Raw genomic sequence first — 20,134 nt, forward strand, 5'->3', positions numbered from 1 at the left:
ACACTCCATTCATTTTAATATCGTTAGTTTAACAGGGCTCTTTTGTTCTGCTGCCTTATATGCAGCAAGGGCCACTTCGACCGCTTTCAGCCCGTCTTCGCCTGTGATGGACGGCTCTCTGTCCTCCTTAATGCACTCGATAAAATCTTTCACAAGACCGGCGTCCATATCGTCTCCCCAATAATGCCAATTCGCGCCGCTCGAATCACTGTAAACATTCAGTTTTTGCCCGAAAGCATCAATGAAAATCGTCCCTTCCGTACCGATTACTTCCAATGTCACATCGCCCCATGTCGGGTATGCTTTATTGCGCGACCAGCTGCAATCCAATGTGGCAAATACGCCATTGTCGAATTCCATTGTCAACAGGCCGCAATCATCAATTTGATCGGAGAAAAATTGACCGGCTTCCGCGTACACCTCTGTCACTTCCGCATTCATAAACCAGCGCATTATATCGACGACATGTACGGTATGATCCATCACTGCTCCGCCGCCGGACAACGATTTTATCACAAACCAGCCGCCGGGATTCGTGCCGCGGTTCGTTCCTTTCATGGCGATAATCCGGCCGAGCTTCCCTTCTTCAATGATCTTTTTCCCTTGCTGGATGGATGTATTGAAGCGAACAGGGAATGCTGTTTGCAGCTTTACTCCATTTTCCCGGCAAACGTTGACCATCTCTTTCATTTCTTCAAGCGTTGTTCCAAGCGGTTTTTCACATAGTACATGCTTGCCCGCCTTTGCGGCCGCCAGCACATGCTTATGATGGTTGACGTTTTCCGAAGTGACAATGACGGCATCAATGTCCTCGCTAAGAAGAGCATTGTAGTCCGCAAAGTACGTGACGCCAAACTTCGCCGCCGCTTCACGTCCGCGCGCTTCATTTTCATCGGATATCCCGCATAGCTCTACTCCATCCAGATCTTGCAATGCTCTGGCATAACTATATGCATGCATGTGAGCAAAACTAATAATCCCCAATTTCATGTTCGTTTCCCCCTCTTTAGGCATGAGTCAATGACGGCTTAATTTCAACCACTTTCCCTGTTTCGATCGATTCCAGGGCGGCCAATGATATTTCCACCGCTTTAAAGGCGTCTTCTGCTGAAACGATTGGTTCGCAGTCGTTTTCAATGCACTCCATAAAATGGGCAAGTTCTTGATAATATGGATTTTCTTTTAATGGACTCGACGGAACTGCTACGCCCCCGCCATTTTCTTTTTGCCGAATTTGCGCGTAAATGCTTTTTTCTTTTTTACTGTCGAACTCAATAATTCCGTTATCTCCGGCAATTTCAAGGTAGGTTGAAAATCCTTCGTGGGCCCATGTACCTTCGACATGCGCAATCATCCCGTTTTCAAAACGAAGCGTAAGAAGAGCGTAATCGATGCGATTGAAGCTTCTTCCCAACACGCTTTTTGCATAAACGCGTTTCACATCACCGAAGCACCAGCGCAAAAAGTCAATGTCATGTATGATCATATCGAGCACCAGCCCGCCGCTATTTTTATAATCGGCATACCAGTCATTCCAGGCGGTCGGGAAAATGCCGCCCCTTGTCGTACGGGCCATTGCCGGCTTGCCGATTTCATTTTTGTCGATGATCTCCTTTGCCTTCACATACTCCGGGAAGAAGCGGAGAACATGCCCGACAAACAGCTTCACACCTTTTTCCTTACAATAGCTGATCATTTCTTTTGCATCTTCTTTCGTGCGGGCGAGCGGCTTTTCACAAATGACGTGTTTACCAAGATCGGCCGCCTTCAGCACATATTTTTTATGTAAATAGGTCGGCAAACAAACATCAATCACATCAATACGAGGCAATTGTGTAACCGCTTCCTCAAAACTAGTAAAATAGTTGGTGTTCAGTTTGGCGGCCAATGGCCCACCGATCTGCTTTCGAATATCAACGATCCCTGCGAGTTCCACATTCTCCATCTTCGCGTAAGACGATGCATGAACAGTCCCCATCGTCCCGGCGCCAATTACAAGCACATGTTGCATAGAATAATCTCCTCTCTATTTTACAATCTTGACCCTTTTATCTACTTAGATCCCGTAAGCGCAATTCCTTCAATAAACTGTTTTTGCAAGAAAATAAATACTAGAATCATCGGCCATATGGCTAAGACCGATCCTGCCATTAACAACGAATAGTTTGTTAAATGCTGTCCTTGAAGTGAAGCCAGTCCTGCCGAGAGCGTCATTTTATCTGGAGAGCTGTTCACAATCAATGGCCACATTAAGTCGTTCCAGGACCAAAGCGCTGTAAAAATGGCCAAAGCAATCAGTCCTGATTTCGCAAGTGGCAACATGATGTGCCAGTAAATTTGAAAATGATTGCATCCATCTAATTTTGCTGCCTCTTCAAGCTCTTTTGGCATCGACATAAAAAACTGCCGAAGCAAAAAGGTTCCAAACGCACTGAATAATCCCGGCACAATAAGCGCTTGCAATGTATTAAGCCATCCAAGCTTCACCATGATCATATATTGCGGAAGTAGAAATACTTGCCCTGGCACCATCAATACGGTCAACATTAAAATAAAGAGCACATTTTTTCCCGGAAACTGAATTCTGGCAAAAGCATAAGCTGCGAGTGAGCAAAGAAACAATTGTCCGACCGTTTTAGCCAATGTTGTAATGATCGTATTCCAATAAAACTTTAAAAATGGCAATGTTCCAAACACATCGGAGTAATTGTGCCATTGAATTTTCTTTGGAAAAATAACCGGTGGGACCTGCGTTGTTTCTCCAAATGTTTTTAATGACGTAAGAATCATCCAGATGAAGGGGGTGACCATAATTAGCGCCCCGATGATCAGGATAGCATGAATGATCCAATTTATTCGCTTTCCCTTTACACCAATCGATCTACTCAATGTCCTCCCCTCCCTTATTCATAATGAACCCATTTCTTTTGCAGTTTCATTTGAATGGCTGTAATCACCAATATAACAGCCAACAGCACGACAGCTATAGCAGCCGCAAATCCTTTATTATTCAATACAAAAGCATTTTGATAGAAAAGATAGACGACGGATTGCGTTTCCTCTATCGCGTTGCTTGTAGAACCAATCATCATCAAAATAAGGTCAAATACTTGAAAAGCATTGATTAAGGACATAATGCTGACAAAAAAGATAATCGGGGTCAACATCGGAAGAGTGATCTTGAAAAACTTCGTAAACGGACCTGCTCCATCGATCGTCGCCGCTTCATAATACGTTTTTGAAATCCCCTGTAGTCCGGATAAAAAAATGACCATATTATAGCCAACACTGCTCCAAACGGCTACTAGAATGATAGAATATAACGCGATATCAGGGTCTGATATCCAACTTGGGCCTTTCATACCAACTGAACGAAGAATTTCATTGATCAGGCCAAAGTCCGAGTTGTACAGCCATTTCCATACCATTGCAATGGCTGCCGGCATCGTGACAACAGGCAGAAAATAAAGCGTCCGGTAAAACGATACCCCTTTGATTTTTTGATTAAGGAAAACGGCAATGAAGATGGATAGAATGATGCCCACCGGTACCGTTATAACCGTATAGATTAATGTATTTTCAAACGCTTTCAATACATTCGGATCATGGAAGAGCTGCTTATAGTTCTCTAATCCAATCCATTCATGATTGCCGAATGCTCCCCATTTCGTGAAACTGAAATAGATGGTTTGAATCGTCGGCCACATATAAAAAATCGCCAATCCAAGGATGGTTGGGGCGATCATGAGATAGCCCCAAAACCAATCGGAACGCTTGCTTTTATTCTTAAAGCTGCTTGCCGCCTTTAGCTTAATCCCCGATTTTCCTTTCCTTAGCTCCGTATTCATTACATTCACAGCCACACCTCCCAAGCTGAATGTGATTACTCTTTTGAGAGCAACTCGTTCATTTTTTTCGCTACTTCTTTAGCTGCTTGTTCCGGGCTCATTTCTTGTCCCCAGGCCTTTTTGAAGTACTCGGTTTCAAGATCCCACCATTTGCTCGTATCTTTTGAAATCGGAAGAGGCGTCGCATATTTAGCGGAATCAATAAACACCTGTAGATTGAATTTCTTGTTCGATTCTACCCAGTCTTTTTGCGTTCCGTTATAAGCCGGAATTTGAGTTCCTGTTTTTGCCTGAATCAATGCCGCTTCCTTTGATCCTAAATATTTCACAAACTCCCAGGCTTCTTTTTTATGCGGCGTATTCGCAGAGATCACGCTCGTCAAGCCGTGGATCACTACGGCGCGCTTTTTGCCTTTAGGAAGCACCGTAACATCAACTTTATCTTTTGTGTAATCATTTTGCGCAAATTCGATTTGCATCCAGGAGCCTGCAAACATCATCGCCACTTTCCCTGATTCGAATAAATTATTGGGTTTTGTTTCTGTCATTTGCGCTTGAGTTGGCGAAACTTTATCTTTGATCAGATCCGTCCAAAATTTTAACCCTTCGATGGTTTCAGGCGAGTCATAGCCGGATTTTTTCATATCATCGGAAATGACAGTCCCTCCATTTTGGAATATGGTGTTGTAATAATTGCTTTGATTTTCCATAGCTGCAGCAATTCCCCAGACTCCTTTGGATGGGTTAGTCAATTTTTTTGCCGCTTCTTTTAATTTTGCCCAATCCCACGTTTCGTCTGGATAAGGAACTTTTGCCTCATCAAACAATTTTTTGTTATACCAGAGGCCAATTGTATCGAAATCTTTTGGAAGTCCGTAATGTTTTCCCTCAACCGTATATAAATCAACAAGAGCTTTTGGATAATTGCTTAAGTCTACATTATCTTTTTTAATTTGATCATTGATTGGAAGCAGCATATTATTTGATGCATATTTCACGATGTTCGGCCCGTTCATCCAAAACACATCAGGCAAACTGTTGCCCGTTGCGGCTGTTTCTAGCTTAGACCAATATTGTTCCCACGGCGTCACTTCAATTTTCACATTGATTTTCGGATGCTTTTTTTCAAATTCCTTTGCAATATCTTGCATCGCTGGCAACTGATTTTTATCCCATATCCAATATTTCAATGTAACGTTTCCTGATGAAGATCCTGATGAATTTTCAGAATTGCTGCACGCTGTTAAAACTAATAGTAAAGCTACAATAATGAAAGAAAACTTTTTCATCATTTACTTTTCTCCCCTTTTTAGTTTGTAATGGCCAACTGAATGATTTGCATTTCCCCCACTTTTTGGATCTGTCAGGCATGTAACGAAAATTGAAAAAGATCTTGAAGAAGCACGGCGGCTGCCCCGATTAAATCGGCATCCTCGGCAAAGGACGATGTTCGGATTTCCAGTCCTTCTGTTAAAATATGTAGCGCCCGCTTGCTGACAGCAGTTTGTATTTGATTGATGAGTTGCGGATTATCTTCAGCAATTACGCCGCCGAGAATGACCGTTTCCGGGTTAAATAAATTAATGACATTGGCGATGCCAATCGATAAGTAAGAAGCGACTTCTTCCATAATGGATGTTGCCAGCGGATCTCCTTGTTTAATCGCGGTTTTGAACATCTGAGGTGTTAAAGGAGTTTGTTCTTGCTCAAGTAAATCACGGATAAGTGAAGGATAGCCTATGTTTACTTGTTGCTCGATTTTGGAGCGGATGGCAGGCCAATGAACGTAGTTTTCCAGGCATCCGTTATTTCCGCATTCACAAGGAATGCCGTCCGGGCTAATGCTTGTATGTCCTAATTCCCCTGCTCCGCCATGGTGCCCCCGAAAAATGGAACCGTTTACAAGAATCCCCGTTCCAAGACCTTCATCGATCGTTACATAAACGAGGTTAGTAGAATGGATGCTTTTCCCATACTTTTTCTCTGCTAGAACCATCGCGTTTACATCATTGTCAAGGTACGTTTTTAGGCCAAATCGGCTTTCAAAAAGGGTTTTGGCTGGTACATTGATTAAATCTAGCTTTGAGTTATAGCGAATGACCCCTTTCGCAGCATCTACAATTCCAGGAGCTGTGATTGAAATACCGACACATTTCGTCAAATCCGAAAGGCGCCCGATAAACTCTTCAATTGAACGGAGCGTGAATTCAATCAATTCATCTCCTTTTACATCATGGACGGGAAAAAGGTCTTTCTTTCTGATGGCTGCTTGTAAATTTAATTCGGCCACTTTAATCGCAGAATTCGTAACCGAAACACTGATCAAAAAACCGCCATCAGGATTGAAACGAATTAAAATCGGCTTTCTCCCGCCGCTCGACTTACCTGTACCAACTTCGGAAACGAGCCCTTCGCGAATAAATTCGTTTACGGCAGCCGTTACCGTTGTCGGGCTGATTTTGTTCTTTTTCGCAATTTCGCTTCGTGAAATCGGTCCATGTTCACGAATCATATTCAAGATAATCGATCGATTCAGTTCTTGAATTAATTTAAGGTCACCAGTTCTTCGCTGCATAGCTTTACCTCTTTTTTCATTACTTTTTCCAATGGATTTATTAACTAGATCATAATATGAATTCGGAAGGTTGTCAATAATCTGATAATAAATCATAAAAAAACCAGGAAATTTACTTCCCTGGTTCAAATGGATATGGATTCTTCTTTCCGATCAGTGCCATTAATCCTCCAATGCCTAATAATAGGGCCGGCAATAAGTAAAATAACACAATGCTCATCAATCCACCGACTGCAGATACAAGCATGAGGATACCACCGATTGTTGGCCTTGATTTCACAATGATTGCCCCGGCAATGGCTATAAGTGATAAAACAAGAGCCACCGCGCCGATTTCAAAAATGGAGCTCGTTCCCGTTCCATTAATGGAAGCGTCAATTTCTCCAAGTATTAAAGCAAAGACGGAAGCCGCAATGCCAAAAACGCCGCCAAGGAGCCCGAATACAAACTCTGCTGTTCTCATTGATTGTCCTCCTCCATGCTACATCTTATGTTCGAATATCCCCTTTGATACCGGGCCCGAACTGGCATTAGAAAAAAGAGGCAACCTCTATTCGCGGGATTGCCTCTACTAAAAATGATGTTTTTTTCTATATTAGAGAAATCAACAACCTATATGTTTCGAAATGAGTTTGAAAAGTAGTGAAGAACGGGTGGCAAAGACTCAATGACGTCCGTGGCAATAACATCGAGCAAGGAATGTCCTTCCTGAAGCAAGACGTCTGCCGTTTTGCCGTGAACGTAGACAGCATTGCTTACGGCTGACTGGATGTCTTCTCCCTGCATCATAAATGAAAGGATGATTCCGGTCAGTACGTCTCCCGATCCGCCTTTGGCAAGGGCGGCATTTCCGGTTGTGTTAACAAACTGACTGCCTTCTGGAGTGGTGACTATCGTATATGGCCCTTTCAAAACAACGTATACTCCATATTCCACCGCAAAATCACGCGCAATGCCGAAGCGGTTTTTCTCAACATCGTCTGCGGAACAGCCAATAAGCCTTGCCATTTCTCCAGAATGCGGTGTTAAGATTGTTGGACTTGTCCGTTCATTTAATCGCTCTTTTAAAGATGAAAGATGATAGAGTCCATCGGCATCGATCACAACAGGTACTTGTAAGGAAAGGACGGTTTCGATGATCGATCGTGCCCCTTTTTCCCTGCCCATGCCAGGTCCGGCCGCAACAGCGGTAAAGGCGGTCAAATCTCCCTTAAGCTCTCCCTTAAAATGGCCATTTTCATCTGGAGATGGCCAATACATTGCCTCCGCCATTTGTGAGGCAATCATTGGATAAACCGTTTCAGGAACGGCAACTGTCAAGAGGCCCGCTCCGCTTCTTAGAGCGGCTTTTGCCGTCATTAGCGGCGCCCCTGTCATATTCCTTGAGCCTCCGATGACAAGCCCTTTTCCATACGAACCTTTATGGGAGTTTTGTGTACGTTTCGGTAATGTTGCGATTACGTTATGTTCTTCCCAAATTGCTCTCTGGCTTCCCAAATGTTGGACCGCGAGCGGCGGAATGCCAATGTCGACAACTTCCATCTTTCCGTAATAAGTTCTAGCTGGAAACGTGAATGCTCCCATTTTCGGGCATTGCAGCGTCAGCGTCCAATCGGCCTGAACCGCTTCGTCCACCGGTCCCCCGTCAGCCGGCACTCCGCTGGGAAGGTCTACCGAAATGATTTCGGCGTCCGCTTTGTTCACTAAGGTAATAATTTCCTTGTAAGGCGGGCGTAATTTTCCTTGAACGCCAATCCCTAACAGAGCGTCGATAATGACCGTATAGCTGCCAATTTCTTCAGCTAAAACCGCATGCCCTTCCTCAGTATAATTTCGCAGCAAATATCCCGCATTTTCATAGATGGCCATCGCGGTTTGAGCGGCACCTCTTATTTTTTCTTTCGGAGGAATAAGCCAGGAATCCACGTCATATCCGTGGGATTTTAATGCTCTGGCGATGACAAACCCGTCCCCGCCGTTATTCCCGGTTCCGATAAGAACGGCGATCTTTTCGTTTTTGGAAACCTGGTCCATTAGTTTACGCGAAACAGCCTGTCCAGCATTTTCCATCAACATCTCTTCCGCCATGCCGATCCGCTCCATCGTGAACCGGTCGATCGCGTACATTTCATCCTTTGTGACGATTTGCATAGAATCCCTCCGTCTCTAATTCTCCTTTTAGAAAAGCAGTAATAGAACCTTCGTTTTTTTAAGAACACCTCGTTCGATCTGTGAAATGAGGAAAAACGGTCACGAATCGTTACATCATTTAAAATGATTTCGTTCTCGGACCATAAGTGCCCTTATTTGGATAATAAGTCATCCGGTTTAGACAATAACATCTTACGTTTGGACAATAAGCGAAAAAACTACTCATTTTATTGTCCGACACAGGCCATTTATTGTCCAATGGAAACGATTTATTGTCGGAAATCATCTGTTTATTGTCCAAGTGCCATGAAAATAGCACCACACTAGAGAAGTTTGATCCTGTTTTTGCTTCTATTTTCTATTTTTGTTTCCCCGCTAAAAACTATGGGTTTATAAAATAGATTCGTTGCCTAACTGAATATAAACTGTGAAAATTCCGGAAGGGGCACTGGTAATATAAAAATAGTATAACAAGAAAAAGATCACCTTCTACACTGTATAGAGGGTGATCCATTCTATCTTTATTTTCGCTGATCCAAAAACATTCCATCCGGGTTATAGGAGGCGTATGGATTGGCGTATTGAACGGACTTGCTTTTCTTTTGCTTCATTACAATGATGTCATTTTTAATTTCATGTAATTGTTCGGTTAAAATTGGTTCGATCGATTGGTTGATTTGAACAATCGCTGATCCTATTTTCTTATCTTTTTCGGAATACGTTTCAGGAAGCTGTTCCATGATGGACTGGCGCTGGTCCAGCAATTCGTTCAGTCTCGTAATATAGGCTTCCCGCTCCTCTTTTGGCAGGCCGCTTTTTACGTGTCCATACAGCTTTTGCGAAACTTCAAGCAAAATTTCAATAGGACCCATTACACCCTGCCGCCTTCACCATATTGCTGCCTCCGGTTGATTTGGATCACTTCTTTCCACGTATCACGAAATTCCGTTACGTATCCTTCGACTTCTTCTAAAATCTCAATATCGCTTTTGACGTTCGCTTCAATTAAACGGCGATGGAAATAGTCATACATTTGCATGAGCGACTTTGAGATTTCAATGTCCATGTCCAGCGTTACCATTAACTCTTGAATAATCTTCTGGGCTTTAAGGCAATTTGTATTTTTTTCTTCGATATGGTTTGCCTTTATGGCCGCTTTGGCCAGGCCGATAAATTTTAAACATCCGTTATATAACATTAACGTCAACTCACCTGGTGATGCCGTTTGGACGCTGTTCGTTTGATATTGTTGATACGGATTCGGTAGAGACAATTCGATCCACTCCCTCTAGTTGCTTCCTTTAAATTGATACTTATTGCCCGCCGCCAAATTGCTGCATCAAGTAGGCGCTTTGCTGGTTGGCCCGCTGAATCGCGGTCTCCATTGCTGTAAACTGGCGGTAGTAGCGGTCTTCAGTATCTTTTAGGCGCTCTTGCAAGTCAGAAATACGTTTATCGACATCAATTAAATTTTTGCCGATCGTGAACTGCTGGTTCGTTGAATAGCTTTTCCCGGCTTTCAGTTCGACTTTGGCCATCGTCGCGTCGATCGAGTCGCGCATCCGGTAAGCAATTCCTTTATCTTCATAGGTCGTTCCGCTATTTGCGAACAGTTTCATGACGCTTTCAGGATCTTTGGCGATCGCATCACGGAGCTTCGTTTCATCGATTTCAAGCTTTCCGTTCGCCAAATAATCGCTCGTCGTCTTAATCCCAATTTGGGCAAGCTGGTTCATCTCTTTGTTGCCTGTGTTGACCGATGAATAAATATCGCGGCGCAGTTGGGCCAGTCCGGTTGATAAAATCGAATCGCCGCTCAACATCCCGCTTTTTGCTTTCTCATCCCATAGCTCCGCTTCTTTATCGGACATTTCCTTACGCTGCTCAGACGTCAGCGGCGGATAGTCGCGATACCGTTTTTCGGAAATCTTGTCATTGACCTTGCCGATCACTTCATTATATTTATCCACAAAGTTTTTAATCGTGTTAAAAATGGAATCGGTATCCGTCGTCGTCGTGATTGTCGCCGTGCTATTCGCCTGTTTTAACGTATAGGTAATGTTGGAAATCGTAAACGTATTGGTTGTTCGCTCAGTCGCCAAACCGTTGATCGTAAACGCAGCGTTTTTTCCTGTATTGGCAATGGCCGTCGATGTAAAGCCCAATGTTTTTGTAAAAAAGTTGCCCCCGGTTTCACTGACCAGTTCAATTTCCGCCCCGTTTTTATTGTCGCCCGTCTGTTTTGTCGAGATGGAAACTTTATCCGTTTGCGAGTCATAAAAGGCCGTAACCCCGAGACCAGAGTCATTGATTTTTTTAAAAATGTCATTAAGGGAATCTTTAGACGGATCAATATCAAATTTTAAATTTTTAAATGTGCCGTCGGGTTGAAAGACTTTCAACTCAAACGAAGTTCCAAAGCTGTTATCTCTAAATGTCCCTGCCTGGTCTAAAGGTTTTGTCGGGTCAATTTTTGCATTCGGATCGGCTGAGAGCGTTCCGGATATTCCTGTTGAGATCTCTGCAAGTTGGCTTACCGAAATTTGCGCGGACGTGTTGCCGGAAAGACCGCTTGCTGTAGCGGTAACGGCTGCTTCATTCGTGCTCGTCACCTTTTTGGTAAGGAAATTCCCCTGTCGGCCAACGCCTGTAAAAATGAGGTCATCCAGCTCCTTTAATGTTTTATTCATATCACGGTAGCCATCCCGCTGCCATTCGAGAATTTGTTTCTTTTGCGTTAATTTATCAAGCGGCTGGCGTTCGGCCTTCATTAAGTCAGAGACCATTTTATCAATGTCCATTCCACTCGCCAAACCGCTAATTCTCATGTTGTTGCTCATTTTCGTTCACCGCCTGACTAAATTTTTTTATCCACCAATAAACCCATAAAATCAAGCATCGCTGCATACATATCAAGGAACTTTTTCGGTGGGATTTCTTTAATCACTTCCTGTGTCCGGTCATCCACGATTTGAACGTAATAGTCGTTTAGCTTCTCATGCAGGACAAATTTAGCAGATGTATGCGACGGCGTTAAAAATTGATTCACACCGCTAATCATTTTTTCGATGTCTTCTTTACCAGGATGTACCGACAGTCCTTCTTGCTGCTCTGAGGCTTCTAGCTGTTCCGTCAGTAGATTCCTTTCATTTGTCAATTGAAATGAAATGGGTGGGGTTACACGATTCACTTCCACCACGACTGCCTCCTTGCATAAAAATAGAACTACTAGTTATATCGGTTAAAATGGCGGAAAATTAAATGAGCGGAAAGTCCTAATTTAAATAAGAAAAAAAACAATGCCCTTCCGTTAAATATGTGAAAAGGCATCGTCTTATCGTTTTACGTATAGATATTCAGCAATAATCCCTTCATTTCCCCGATTACATCTAAAATATCGAGGCTGCTTTTTTGGCCTTCAACGACCGCATTTGTTAAATTTGTAATCTTTTGATCGACTTCCTGAACGATTTGATATACTTTTGTCCGGCCCCGGCGGTTATATCCGCGGCGCTCTTCTAAGCTGAGCCCGTGTTTTACGGCATCTTCCAAAAACTCTTTGACGAGCTGTTTATATTTCCTTAGTTCCTCGACGGTCCGTTTTTCAGCTAAAACTTTTCCCTGATCTTCGATTTTCGTCATGAGCTGATTGAGCTTTTCAATCGTTTGTTGCTCTCTTCCCTTTGCCATCACTTCCGCAAAAGAAACCTTTTCCGCTGTCTGGCTGGGTTTAGGTTGAAGTGGATTAAACCCGGGACGCCAAATTTTCTGTACATCCATGCCTATTTCACGCCTTTATCATTATTTCATTTCAAGCTTAATACTCTTTTTCCAATTGTTCAATCATTAGCAGGATCTCTGCAATGACCGCATACAATTGAGGGGGAATGCTCTCCCCTAAATCGATCTCGAGCAAATTCCCAATCAACGACTCATCCTTCTGAATAGGGATATTATGTTTCTGGGCAAGCTTAATAATTTCTTCGGCAAGCTTTCCTCTTCCTTGAGCCGTTACTTTCGGCGCTCTTCCTGATGACTCATCATATTGAATAACAGCTGCAGAAGGGCCGTTCATTTTTTTCCGATTGAGCGCGTTAAAATATTGACTTCTCATACCGTAATGTTCAATCCTTTGTCCGTGCTGTAATCCTCTTGTCCGTGTGTCGCCTGAGCGGATGGGGATTCTTTCTTTTCGTTCAGCGGAGAAAATTGGATACTCGAAACATGGTAACCGATCTCTTTTAATCTTATAGATGCTTCTTTAGCAAGCGGCTCCAGTTTTTCTTTAGCATCCTCTTTGTCATTTTTAATGGTTATAGAAAGCTTCCGATTGACGACAGAAATCGTAATTCCGACTTCCCCTAATTTTTTCGTTTCCAGTAAAAAATACAAGCTGCAATTCTCCCAATCTACCTTTTCCCCACTATTTCGCGAATTCAATACGATCTTTACATTTTTCACTTCATCGTTCATGACAAATGGTAATTGAAAAAGCAAATTGGATATGCCGCTGGATTCCGTTTTAGCAAGCAATTGCTGGCCGGCAAGATGGGTTAACGCCGTTTCAGCCAATTGGCCTGCTTTTGAATGAACCTGTTCGTTCGCCAGCTTAATAAGCGACGATTTTATATTTTCCGGTAGTTCCGTCGCAGATTCCTTGTTTGACAGAAGGTGTCTGGCCACATCGGATTCATGATTGAAGCCGAGCTGGCGTACTTTTTCAAACATGTGCCTTGGTGATGCTTCTGCCGCATCGTCTATGACTGGCAAAAAGGAAGAAGGGGAAGGAGCTTTAAAAAGCTCTTCAGCGACCAAGTGCTGCACTTTCGTGATGCCCGGCTGCCAATTGATTTTCTCTAACTCTGCCTGCACTTGTTTGACGATTTGCCCGCTAGACGACATGTCCCCTTTTTGCATGAATTGCTTCGCTTCCGCCAACCGGCTGCTTGCCGCCATTAACGCCTTTTCCGTCTCCATATCGGCAAACAACATCATGTCGCTTTTTAAAATGCTTTGATCAATCTTTTGAATGACCGTCTCAAGCAATTGTTTTGCCGGCACCGCTGCATTTTTCCCCTGTCCGAAGATTGGCTCCACATGGTTCAGGCTGCGGACAACCTCTCTTTGCATCTGTTTAAAATCCTGCGCTAAACGTGAAAGCCTGGCGGTCACGGTATGAATCACTATATCTTTTGATTGGAAAGGACCCAGTGCTGGTGCTTCTTTCGCATTTAGTGAAAGAGGAAAAACGTCATTATTATCACTTTTATGAATAGCCGTTACGTTCTCCATCTCCTTCGAAAATGTCCGGTTCCCGGCCAATGCATTTTTAGAGGAATGAAGACCCAATTCTTCTGGAACAGAAAGAAGAACATCGCCGGGGCCACTTGAACGCGCAAGGCTATTTTCCAATTTCGCGAAATGTTTAATGGCTTCGTCCGTTATACGCATGACTTCCTGGTCAAGGGATTGAAGCTGCGATGGTTTCTCCTGTCCAATCGAAAGATGTTGAAGTTCTTTTTCCAACTGGACGAGCAGTTCCGAGAACGGCCTTCCATTCAATGCCGAATGAAGAGCTTCTAAATTTTTTGCGGTTAATGAAATATCTTTTTTGACAGCCATTTCAATCGTTTGCAATTTTGCCGATAATGGCGCTTTTTCTGTTTTTAAAAAAGTAGCAACAGCTTCTATCGCTTCTCCCGTTACCGGAATTCCTTTTTGTTTCAAAATGGTTAACGCCGCTTCTAACCCGGGGAAATTCTCCATTCCGCGCGGTAATGCCCCTTGTTGCAGACGTGACGAAACGTTCGGGACGATGCTCGCTTCAATGGTTCCGTTCTTAATCGCTTGAATCTGCAACTTCATCGTTCCATTGTCTGGATGAAACGCGGAAGAGGTAAATTGAACATGAACATCATTGCCTTTAATGGTCACAATCGCTTCATGAGCCGATTTCCACTCCTTAATCGAAGCAGAATAAACATCCCCAACCTTGAGCGCTAAAGGCTCCTCGCCAGACGAAACGTGAGACGCAATCATAAATGGCTTTTGGCTTACTTCCATTGACTTCACTCCGACCTGTTCTGCTTATAATAGTTATATCGGAAGAAAAGGTGATTTCTTTAGATGGGATCAGAGTTCTATAGAAACGCCCCACTCTTCTATGAAGTGAGGCGAATACGATTTGTATTAATTTATAACCCAATTGGTTTTGAGTAAAGTGCGTATTGGCTCTATTCCCGCTTTATCCTTTATTACTTAACAACCGGGGTTGCCTCGGAACGATTGTTTGATGAAGCCTTTGACGCAAATGAGCCAGTCGTGGATTACCTATTATTCGACGAACCATTACCGAATGAATTACCCGAATACTTTTCAAGTGGTGATGTCAAAGAGGGCGTCGATTACACCGCTCGGAAATTAACACTCTGGAGGAAACATCCGGTACTGATTGAAGCGGCGAAGCGGTGGTTTGAGTAAGGGAAAGGAGTCAGAGGAACCCGTGCAGAGTGAAACGTTTTAAACTCTCTCCGATAAATCCCAAATAGTAAAGCAACTTAGGGGAAAAAAATTCATGTTTACTTTAGCTGCTTTTCCATTTTTATCAAGACCACCCACTGAAAACGCAGGTGGTAAAATATCCGGTTAATTATTATATTTAAAACAAGTGTTGAACCACTATCTTTAGGGGATGGTTTTCCTGGATGTATTCGGCTAGTAACCTACGGTGACAATAATCAGGCTTATGTTCACTACATAAATAACAAACCACATCTCCTGAAATTTGTTCAACTGCAAAATTAAGTATATTTCTTTCTTTTAGAAGGCTTAAATAGGCTTTTTCATACTCTGACCAAGTTATTACTTTCTTTTTATAATCTTTCAAAATCTTCTCGGTCGGTGCCATAGAAGGTTCGTGTACATATTTGATACCAACAAGTTCCAATATAAATTCCAGATCATTTTTCTTTGCGAACCCTGCCAACTGTGAAGTATTGTTTAGCCTTGTATCAACAAGTTTTGTAATACCGGCATCCTTTAATAAACGAACAAATGTCCTAAGAGATTTTTTTGAGAAGCCAATTGTACAAATAATGTTGGGCATACTATCCTCCTAAAAGAGCGTTAACTGATCTGAGTTAACAGGATTTAACTCAACAGCCTCTACCCCATATTGTTTAAAAAATTCACCAACTAATCTTCTATGACATACTCGATGATCTTCACAAAAACAAATCAAAACAATGGTGCGACCAAGAAGTAATCCCTTATAAACTGCACGTAGTCCTTGCAATTTCTCCTCAGTTTTCATCTCTTTCATGAATTGTTCCTCATACAATGTCCACCATTTTATAGGCGGTTTACCTCTCCACTCTTTAATATATCTTTTAAAAAGTTGATCAGAAGGCGATAATTCCTTCACACGAATAGCACTGGGAAGTTCAGGACCCGCGCGCATAATTTGCCATAGCTCAGCTTGTTCTTTTAAATATTTTAATCCCGACGGATTTGAAGTATATAATCTACCTGTTGGAACAAGGTTAGCCATCGATTACTCTCCCTTAATAAGTTTGCTTTATCGTATCATTAATTTGGATAGGATGGCAACAACGGTACTTCCGGATCTGTAATGATGCTTATGACCATTGGATACTCTTTTATAATGTTCTTTGATGGTTCTTTACGTGCTAACCCTATACAAATAAATGCAGAATTCAAATCCTTCGGATAGTCGCGATTTTGTAATATATACGCTCTCCATTTTAAATCGGTTAATGGAAAACCAGGAGTAGATGTCATATTATCGTAAGCTACTCCATTAGCCACAAACTTTACCCGTGGACGAATACGATTATTGAATGTGTGACTAAATCCTTCAAAATTATTTGCAGAAACTAAACATAAAGAACGACCATTTGCGTCTAATGTATTCTGCAATTTTGAATTATTTTCTTGATTCTGATAGGCAAATTGAATTAACTCTTTATTCGATAATCTTTTAATTTGAATAGGTGGAGTTATTAAACGTATGTCTTCAGTATGCGCAGGAGAAATTGGATCAAATTCCGAGATATAATCATTAATTTCCCATACGTCTCCAACTTGGATCCATGATCCATCTTGATAACGCAATTGCGGCCAAAATTTCCCACCAAAGTTTGGTAATGGACGATACCAATTCCCCTTATCATCCATACCAGCTATACAATAGCTATCGAAAGTTTTCGTAACAGCTAGAATCGTAATTGAAAGTGAATTTCCCATTTTACTAATTCCCCCGATTTTAAAAATTCAATCATTTCCACCTTTAAAAAAGGAACCCTAGCAAAACTAGAGTCCCTTTCAAACAATTTAAAATTAACGAAGAAGTTGAAGAACTCCCTGTGGTTGTTGGTTGGCTTGCTTTGCCACTGAGCTTTTCAGCTTCAGAATAGACTATATCTTCACCCACTATTTAATGGGGCCGGGCACTTCGAGCAGCATTTGTTTACTGCCCTACGAGATTCATAGCCATAGCTTTTGCCTTAGACCGTTTTCTCTAGTCGTTGAACCTTCTCCAGAGTTTCCTCACAGGAGCTTGGCTGCTGATTATCCATTGTTCCATCTTCATTATTTTTACACCTTCACGCTGACCGTTTCCAGTTACGTTGTGGTTGATGAAGCTTTAGGAAGTTCCAGCAATTCACCCGGTGATCCTCTTACCTGTTACCAGATAAGACGCCCTTCTTTCAGTTACCGCAGAAGTTGTAAAACTCCGTTCGGTACTTGATTCGATTGAGCTAACATTGCTTGTGCTGCTTGAGAGAGAATTGAATTCTTCGTTTGTTCCATCATCTCTTTAGCCATATCTACATCACGAACACGTGACTCTGCAGCTGTTAAGTTTTCAGCCGATGTACCTAGGTTATTGATAGTATGTTCTAAACGATTTTGATTTGCACCTAATTTGGAACGTTCAGAAGAAACTTTTTGAATTGCACTATCAATACTAGTAATAGCAGCTTGAGCACCTGATAGTGTTGAAACATCTACATTATTAACTCCAAGTTTAGTTGTACTCATATCAGAGATAGCTAATTTCGTTGTTTGTCCCTCATTAGCACCAATTTGGAAATTCATTGCATTGTTGTTAACAGTAATACTACTATTTACTCCACCAGCAGAAGATGCTTGAACGCTTTCGATATTTAGTTTAATTGTAAAATCACCAGTATTAATTTCCCCATTTTTTGTTGTTTCATTTCCTGCACTCGTCCAAAGGGTTGCACCTAATCCATTGTTTGCTTTAATTGTCGTGTTATTATTAGCAAATTTTGCTTCTATCGAAAAAGTCGCTTCACCAGAACCGGCTGTAGAATTTTGCTTTAATGTAAGTGAAACACCACCAGCACCAGTTAATTTTATATCCTGGTTTTGCCAGTCCACTCCGTTAACTGATGCAACAACTTTACCGTTAGCATCCTTCAAAGCTAAATCAAAATTAGTTGCAGTGTTCATTTTAGATTCCAGAGTATATGTTCCAAAATCAAGATTATCCGTTTTAGTATCAGTTAAATCAAAGTTACTAGCTGCAGCAGTAAAACCTGCAATTGATGAGTTTTCAAGACTGGTAGTGGTTGTAATATCGTTTGCTGCTACTGTAGAAATTTTATATTGATCATCTATTAATGTATCATTATTAACGGTAACTCCTTGAATTTTAGCTGCATTTGTTGCATCTAACGAAGTATTGATACCCACACTTCCGTTTAATAATTTTTTTGTGTTAAACTCAGTAGTATCACGGATACGATCAATCTCAGATTTTAGTTGAGAAACCTCTTTTTGAATTTCTGAACGGTCTGCATCAGTTGCAGTATCATTAGAAGATTGGACAGCCAATTCTCTCATCCGTTGAAGAATACTATGAGTCTCATTTAATGCTCCTTCGGCAGTTTGAATTAAGGAAATACCATCTTGGGCATTTCGATTAGCTTGATCTAACCCACGAATTTGTCCACGCATTTTTTCAGAGATAGCTAGACCAGCTGCGTCATCCCCGGCACGGTTAATTCGAAGGCCTGAAGCTAATTTCTCCATTGATTTTGTTTGCGCGTTTGTTGCACTGTTCAGCTGACGATACGTGTTAAGTGCTGCGATGTTGTGGTTAATTCTCATGTTCTTTTCCTCCTTGAATGGTTGTCCGCCCACGTCCTTGTGGTTGGAAAGATTTCAAACAAAAAAGACGATTGCGGCCGTCAAGCATCTTTTTTGTTTGTACATTCTTTTTATCGTCTTTTTTTCGTTATTCTTTACTATTATTTTAAAGTTTTTAGCTGGTTGATTAATGCTGCTGATGGATTGGCGGCTTTATTGTTTTCTTCTTGAATCGCAAGGTAAATCTCTTTCCGGTGAATCTCGATATGTTTTGGGGCGTTGATGCCGAGCTTGACTTGTTCCCCTTCGACTCCGAGGATCGTGATTTCAATGTCGTCGCCGATTTGGATCGCTTCTTTTAGCTTTCGAGTTAGGACAAGCATCGTTACCCCTCCTGTCCGGCAGGGGCAGCCATCTTGATCGGGTGCCTGGTTGTATAGTTCGCGTCATTTAATACGACTTGCTTCCCTTTATTGTTTCTTTTATTCATAATGACAGGCGCTTGCAAGTTCGCCGTTGATTGATGCAAGGTCTCCCCTAATGTAATGATCACCTGGATAAACAGGTCTTCCTCGCTATGGATGTCAAGCTGTTCGATGACGCTGTCCGGCAACGTGAATTCGTAGTCTTTAAAAAAAGAAAACGGGTCTGCCATGACAAAAGCCAATTCTTTTGTCGTTACCGATTGGAGGATGGAAAATGGCGAATCTTCCAATGGCAGGACGATAAATTTTTTTTCGTCTTCAAATCCGGGAATGCCGTTTTCAAATGTTACGACGTCGTTTTCATGCATCTCTATTTCCTCTTGAAATTTTGTTTGCAGTTTCATCGTTTCACCACTTTACATTTTTTAGCCGGACACTTCAATCTTCAATGAAGGCCATTGTTTCATTTCCACGTGAACAGTGCCCGGCGTATAGTTATGCTTCGGTTGATGGACTTGTACGTTAATCACCGGTTTTTGATAGGTTTCCCATTCAATATCCAGTCTGCCCGGTTCGTAATTCGTTTTTACACTGAACGGAGAAGGAATAAAACCGATATTGAATTCGTGCACCGGCTTTTCGCTATTTTCTTTCGCCTGTGCTTTAATCGGGTTGCCGCCGTTTTCAATTCGCATCAGCTCGTCGCCTTGACGGGCCCGTCTGGCAATCCCTTCCAGCCAATCTCGATGGCCGTTCTGCGCAAATTCCTCAATCCGCCGGAAAATATGCTTTAAGTCCATATCTTCCCATGCCTTTGTTTGATCAATCGTTAGCTTCCCCGGCGTCCGGTCAATTTTCAATTCCGCTTTCGGCTGTTCGATCGAAAGTTCGGCCGGCGGCTGTTCCATCTCTTGAATCGGTTTCGTAATGGTTAATTGTACTTGCGCTTTCGTTGATTCCATACGCAGCTGTGGTATATGCAAGCTACTTCCCTCCTC

The 20,134-nt window shown here is 42.3% G+C and carries 23 protein-coding genes; 1 reads left to right on the forward strand and 22 read right to left on the reverse strand.

Annotated elements, in window-relative coordinates; all coding sequences use genetic code 11:
- Nucleotides 1-9 precede the first annotated feature (9 nt).
- The 15 genes from H538_RS0120515 to H538_RS0120585 all read right to left on the reverse strand — a co-directional run bounded on the left by H538_RS0120515 (nt 10) and on the right by H538_RS0120585 (nt 14,637).
- Nucleotides 10-990 (reverse strand): Gfo/Idh/MocA family protein, encoded by a 981-nt coding sequence (locus H538_RS0120515; RefSeq protein ID WP_026679163.1) that lies wholly within the window; start codon nt 988-990, stop codon nt 10-12.
- Between the two features lie 16 nt (nt 991-1,006).
- The gene (locus H538_RS0120520; protein WP_026679164.1) at nt 1,007-2,011 is read right to left on the reverse strand and encodes a Gfo/Idh/MocA family protein; all 1,005 of its coding nucleotides are present in this window, start codon (nt 2,009-2,011) and stop codon (nt 1,007-1,009) included.
- A gap of 41 nt (nt 2,012-2,052) precedes the next feature.
- Nucleotides 2,053-2,811 (reverse strand): carbohydrate ABC transporter permease, encoded by a 759-nt coding sequence (locus H538_RS0120525; RefSeq protein ID WP_081412759.1) that lies wholly within the window; start codon nt 2,809-2,811, stop codon nt 2,053-2,055.
- Between the two features lie 92 nt (nt 2,812-2,903).
- Nucleotides 2,904-3,857, reverse strand: coding sequence for a carbohydrate ABC transporter permease (locus tag H538_RS0120530; protein WP_407636415.1), 954 nt, complete (start codon nt 3,855-3,857; stop codon nt 2,904-2,906).
- Nucleotides 3,858-3,883: 26 nt separating this feature from the next.
- Nucleotides 3,884-5,140: an ABC transporter substrate-binding protein gene (locus H538_RS0120535; RefSeq protein WP_026679167.1), complete on the reverse strand. Its 1,257-nt coding sequence runs from the start codon at nt 5,138-5,140 to the stop codon at nt 3,884-3,886.
- Nucleotides 5,141-5,211: 71 nt separating this feature from the next.
- Nucleotides 5,212-6,423, reverse strand: coding sequence for an ROK family transcriptional regulator (locus H538_RS0120540; protein ID WP_026679168.1), 1,212 nt, complete (start codon nt 6,421-6,423; stop codon nt 5,212-5,214).
- A 112-nt stretch (nt 6,424-6,535) separates the two neighbouring features.
- Entirely contained in the window at nt 6,536-6,886 is a 351-nt protein-coding gene (locus tag H538_RS0120545; RefSeq protein ID WP_026679169.1) for a DUF4064 domain-containing protein, read from the reverse strand.
- A 149-nt stretch (nt 6,887-7,035) separates the two neighbouring features.
- The gene (locus H538_RS0120550) at nt 7,036-8,574 is read right to left on the reverse strand and encodes a bifunctional ADP-dependent NAD(P)H-hydrate dehydratase/NAD(P)H-hydrate epimerase (protein ID WP_026679170.1); all 1,539 of its coding nucleotides are present in this window, start codon (nt 8,572-8,574) and stop codon (nt 7,036-7,038) included.
- 521 nt (nt 8,575-9,095) lie between these two features.
- A complete protein-coding gene (gene fliT, locus H538_RS0120555) occupies nt 9,096-9,446 on the reverse strand; it encodes a flagellar protein FliT (RefSeq protein WP_026679171.1) in 351 nt (116 codons plus the stop codon).
- The gene (gene fliS, locus H538_RS0120560) at nt 9,446-9,847 is read right to left on the reverse strand and encodes a flagellar export chaperone FliS (protein ID WP_026679172.1); all 402 of its coding nucleotides are present in this window, start codon (nt 9,845-9,847) and stop codon (nt 9,446-9,448) included. The genes fliT and fliS overlap by 1 nt, the downstream gene beginning before the upstream one ends.
- Before the next feature lie 40 nt (nt 9,848-9,887).
- Nucleotides 9,888-11,414, reverse strand: coding sequence for a flagellar hook-associated protein 2 (locus tag H538_RS0120565; protein ID WP_026679173.1), 1,527 nt, complete (start codon nt 11,412-11,414; stop codon nt 9,888-9,890).
- A 17-nt stretch (nt 11,415-11,431) separates the two neighbouring features.
- Nucleotides 11,432-11,770, reverse strand: coding sequence for a flagellar protein FlaG (flaG, locus tag H538_RS0120570; protein WP_026679174.1), 339 nt, complete (start codon nt 11,768-11,770; stop codon nt 11,432-11,434).
- A gap of 146 nt (nt 11,771-11,916) precedes the next feature.
- Entirely contained in the window at nt 11,917-12,354 is a 438-nt protein-coding gene (locus H538_RS0120575) for a YaaR family protein (RefSeq protein ID WP_026679175.1), read from the reverse strand.
- Nucleotides 12,355-12,391: 37 nt separating this feature from the next.
- The gene (locus tag H538_RS0120580) at nt 12,392-12,688 is read right to left on the reverse strand and encodes an EscU/YscU/HrcU family type III secretion system export apparatus switch protein (RefSeq protein WP_026679176.1); all 297 of its coding nucleotides are present in this window, start codon (nt 12,686-12,688) and stop codon (nt 12,392-12,394) included.
- Entirely contained in the window at nt 12,685-14,637 is a 1,953-nt protein-coding gene (locus H538_RS0120585) for a hypothetical protein (RefSeq protein ID WP_026679177.1), read from the reverse strand. Before H538_RS0120585 ends, H538_RS0120580 begins: the two co-directional genes overlap by 4 nt.
- A 258-nt stretch (nt 14,638-14,895) precedes the next feature.
- On the opposite strand from H538_RS0120585, the gene H538_RS26635 reads away from it, so the two are divergent.
- Entirely contained in the window at nt 14,896-15,054 is a 159-nt protein-coding gene (locus H538_RS26635; protein WP_211235586.1) for a hypothetical protein, read from the forward strand.
- Between the two features lie 178 nt (nt 15,055-15,232).
- Here H538_RS26635 and H538_RS0120595 read toward each other — a convergent pair whose 3' ends face one another.
- The 7 genes from H538_RS0120595 to H538_RS0120625 all read right to left on the reverse strand — a co-directional run bounded on the left by H538_RS0120595 (nt 15,233) and on the right by H538_RS0120625 (nt 20,119).
- Complete coding sequence (locus tag H538_RS0120595) at nt 15,233-15,679, reverse strand: DUF488 domain-containing protein (RefSeq protein ID WP_026679179.1); 447 nt, start codon at nt 15,677-15,679, stop codon at nt 15,233-15,235.
- A gap of 9 nt (nt 15,680-15,688) precedes the next feature.
- On the reverse strand, nt 15,689-16,123 hold the full coding sequence (locus H538_RS0120600; RefSeq protein ID WP_026679180.1) for a DUF488 family protein, N3 subclade: 435 nt from the start codon (nt 16,121-16,123) through the stop codon (nt 15,689-15,691).
- Between the two features lie 38 nt (nt 16,124-16,161).
- Complete coding sequence (locus H538_RS0120605; RefSeq protein ID WP_026679181.1) at nt 16,162-16,839, reverse strand: dual OB domain-containing protein; 678 nt, start codon at nt 16,837-16,839, stop codon at nt 16,162-16,164.
- A 468-nt stretch (nt 16,840-17,307) separates the two neighbouring features.
- Complete coding sequence (locus H538_RS0120610; RefSeq protein ID WP_026679182.1) at nt 17,308-18,732, reverse strand: flagellin N-terminal helical domain-containing protein; 1,425 nt, start codon at nt 18,730-18,732, stop codon at nt 17,308-17,310.
- A gap of 140 nt (nt 18,733-18,872) precedes the next feature.
- Nucleotides 18,873-19,094 carry a carbon storage regulator CsrA gene (gene csrA, locus H538_RS0120615; RefSeq protein WP_026679183.1) on the reverse strand — a complete coding sequence of 74 codons (222 nt, stop codon included), beginning with the start codon at nt 19,092-19,094 and terminating at the stop codon, nt 18,873-18,875.
- A gap of 2 nt (nt 19,095-19,096) precedes the next feature.
- The gene (gene fliW / locus H538_RS0120620) at nt 19,097-19,540 is read right to left on the reverse strand and encodes a flagellar assembly protein FliW (RefSeq protein WP_026679184.1); all 444 of its coding nucleotides are present in this window, start codon (nt 19,538-19,540) and stop codon (nt 19,097-19,099) included.
- Between the two features lie 21 nt (nt 19,541-19,561).
- Nucleotides 19,562-20,119 (reverse strand): DUF6470 family protein, encoded by a 558-nt coding sequence (locus tag H538_RS0120625; RefSeq protein ID WP_026679185.1) that lies wholly within the window; start codon nt 20,117-20,119, stop codon nt 19,562-19,564.
- Nucleotides 20,120-20,134: the final 15 nt, after the last annotated feature.

The sequence above is a fragment of the Fictibacillus gelatini DSM 15865 genome (assembly GCF_000430745.1).
Taxonomy (GTDB): Bacteria; Bacillota; Bacilli; order Bacillales; family Fictibacillaceae; genus Fictibacillus_A; species Fictibacillus_A gelatini.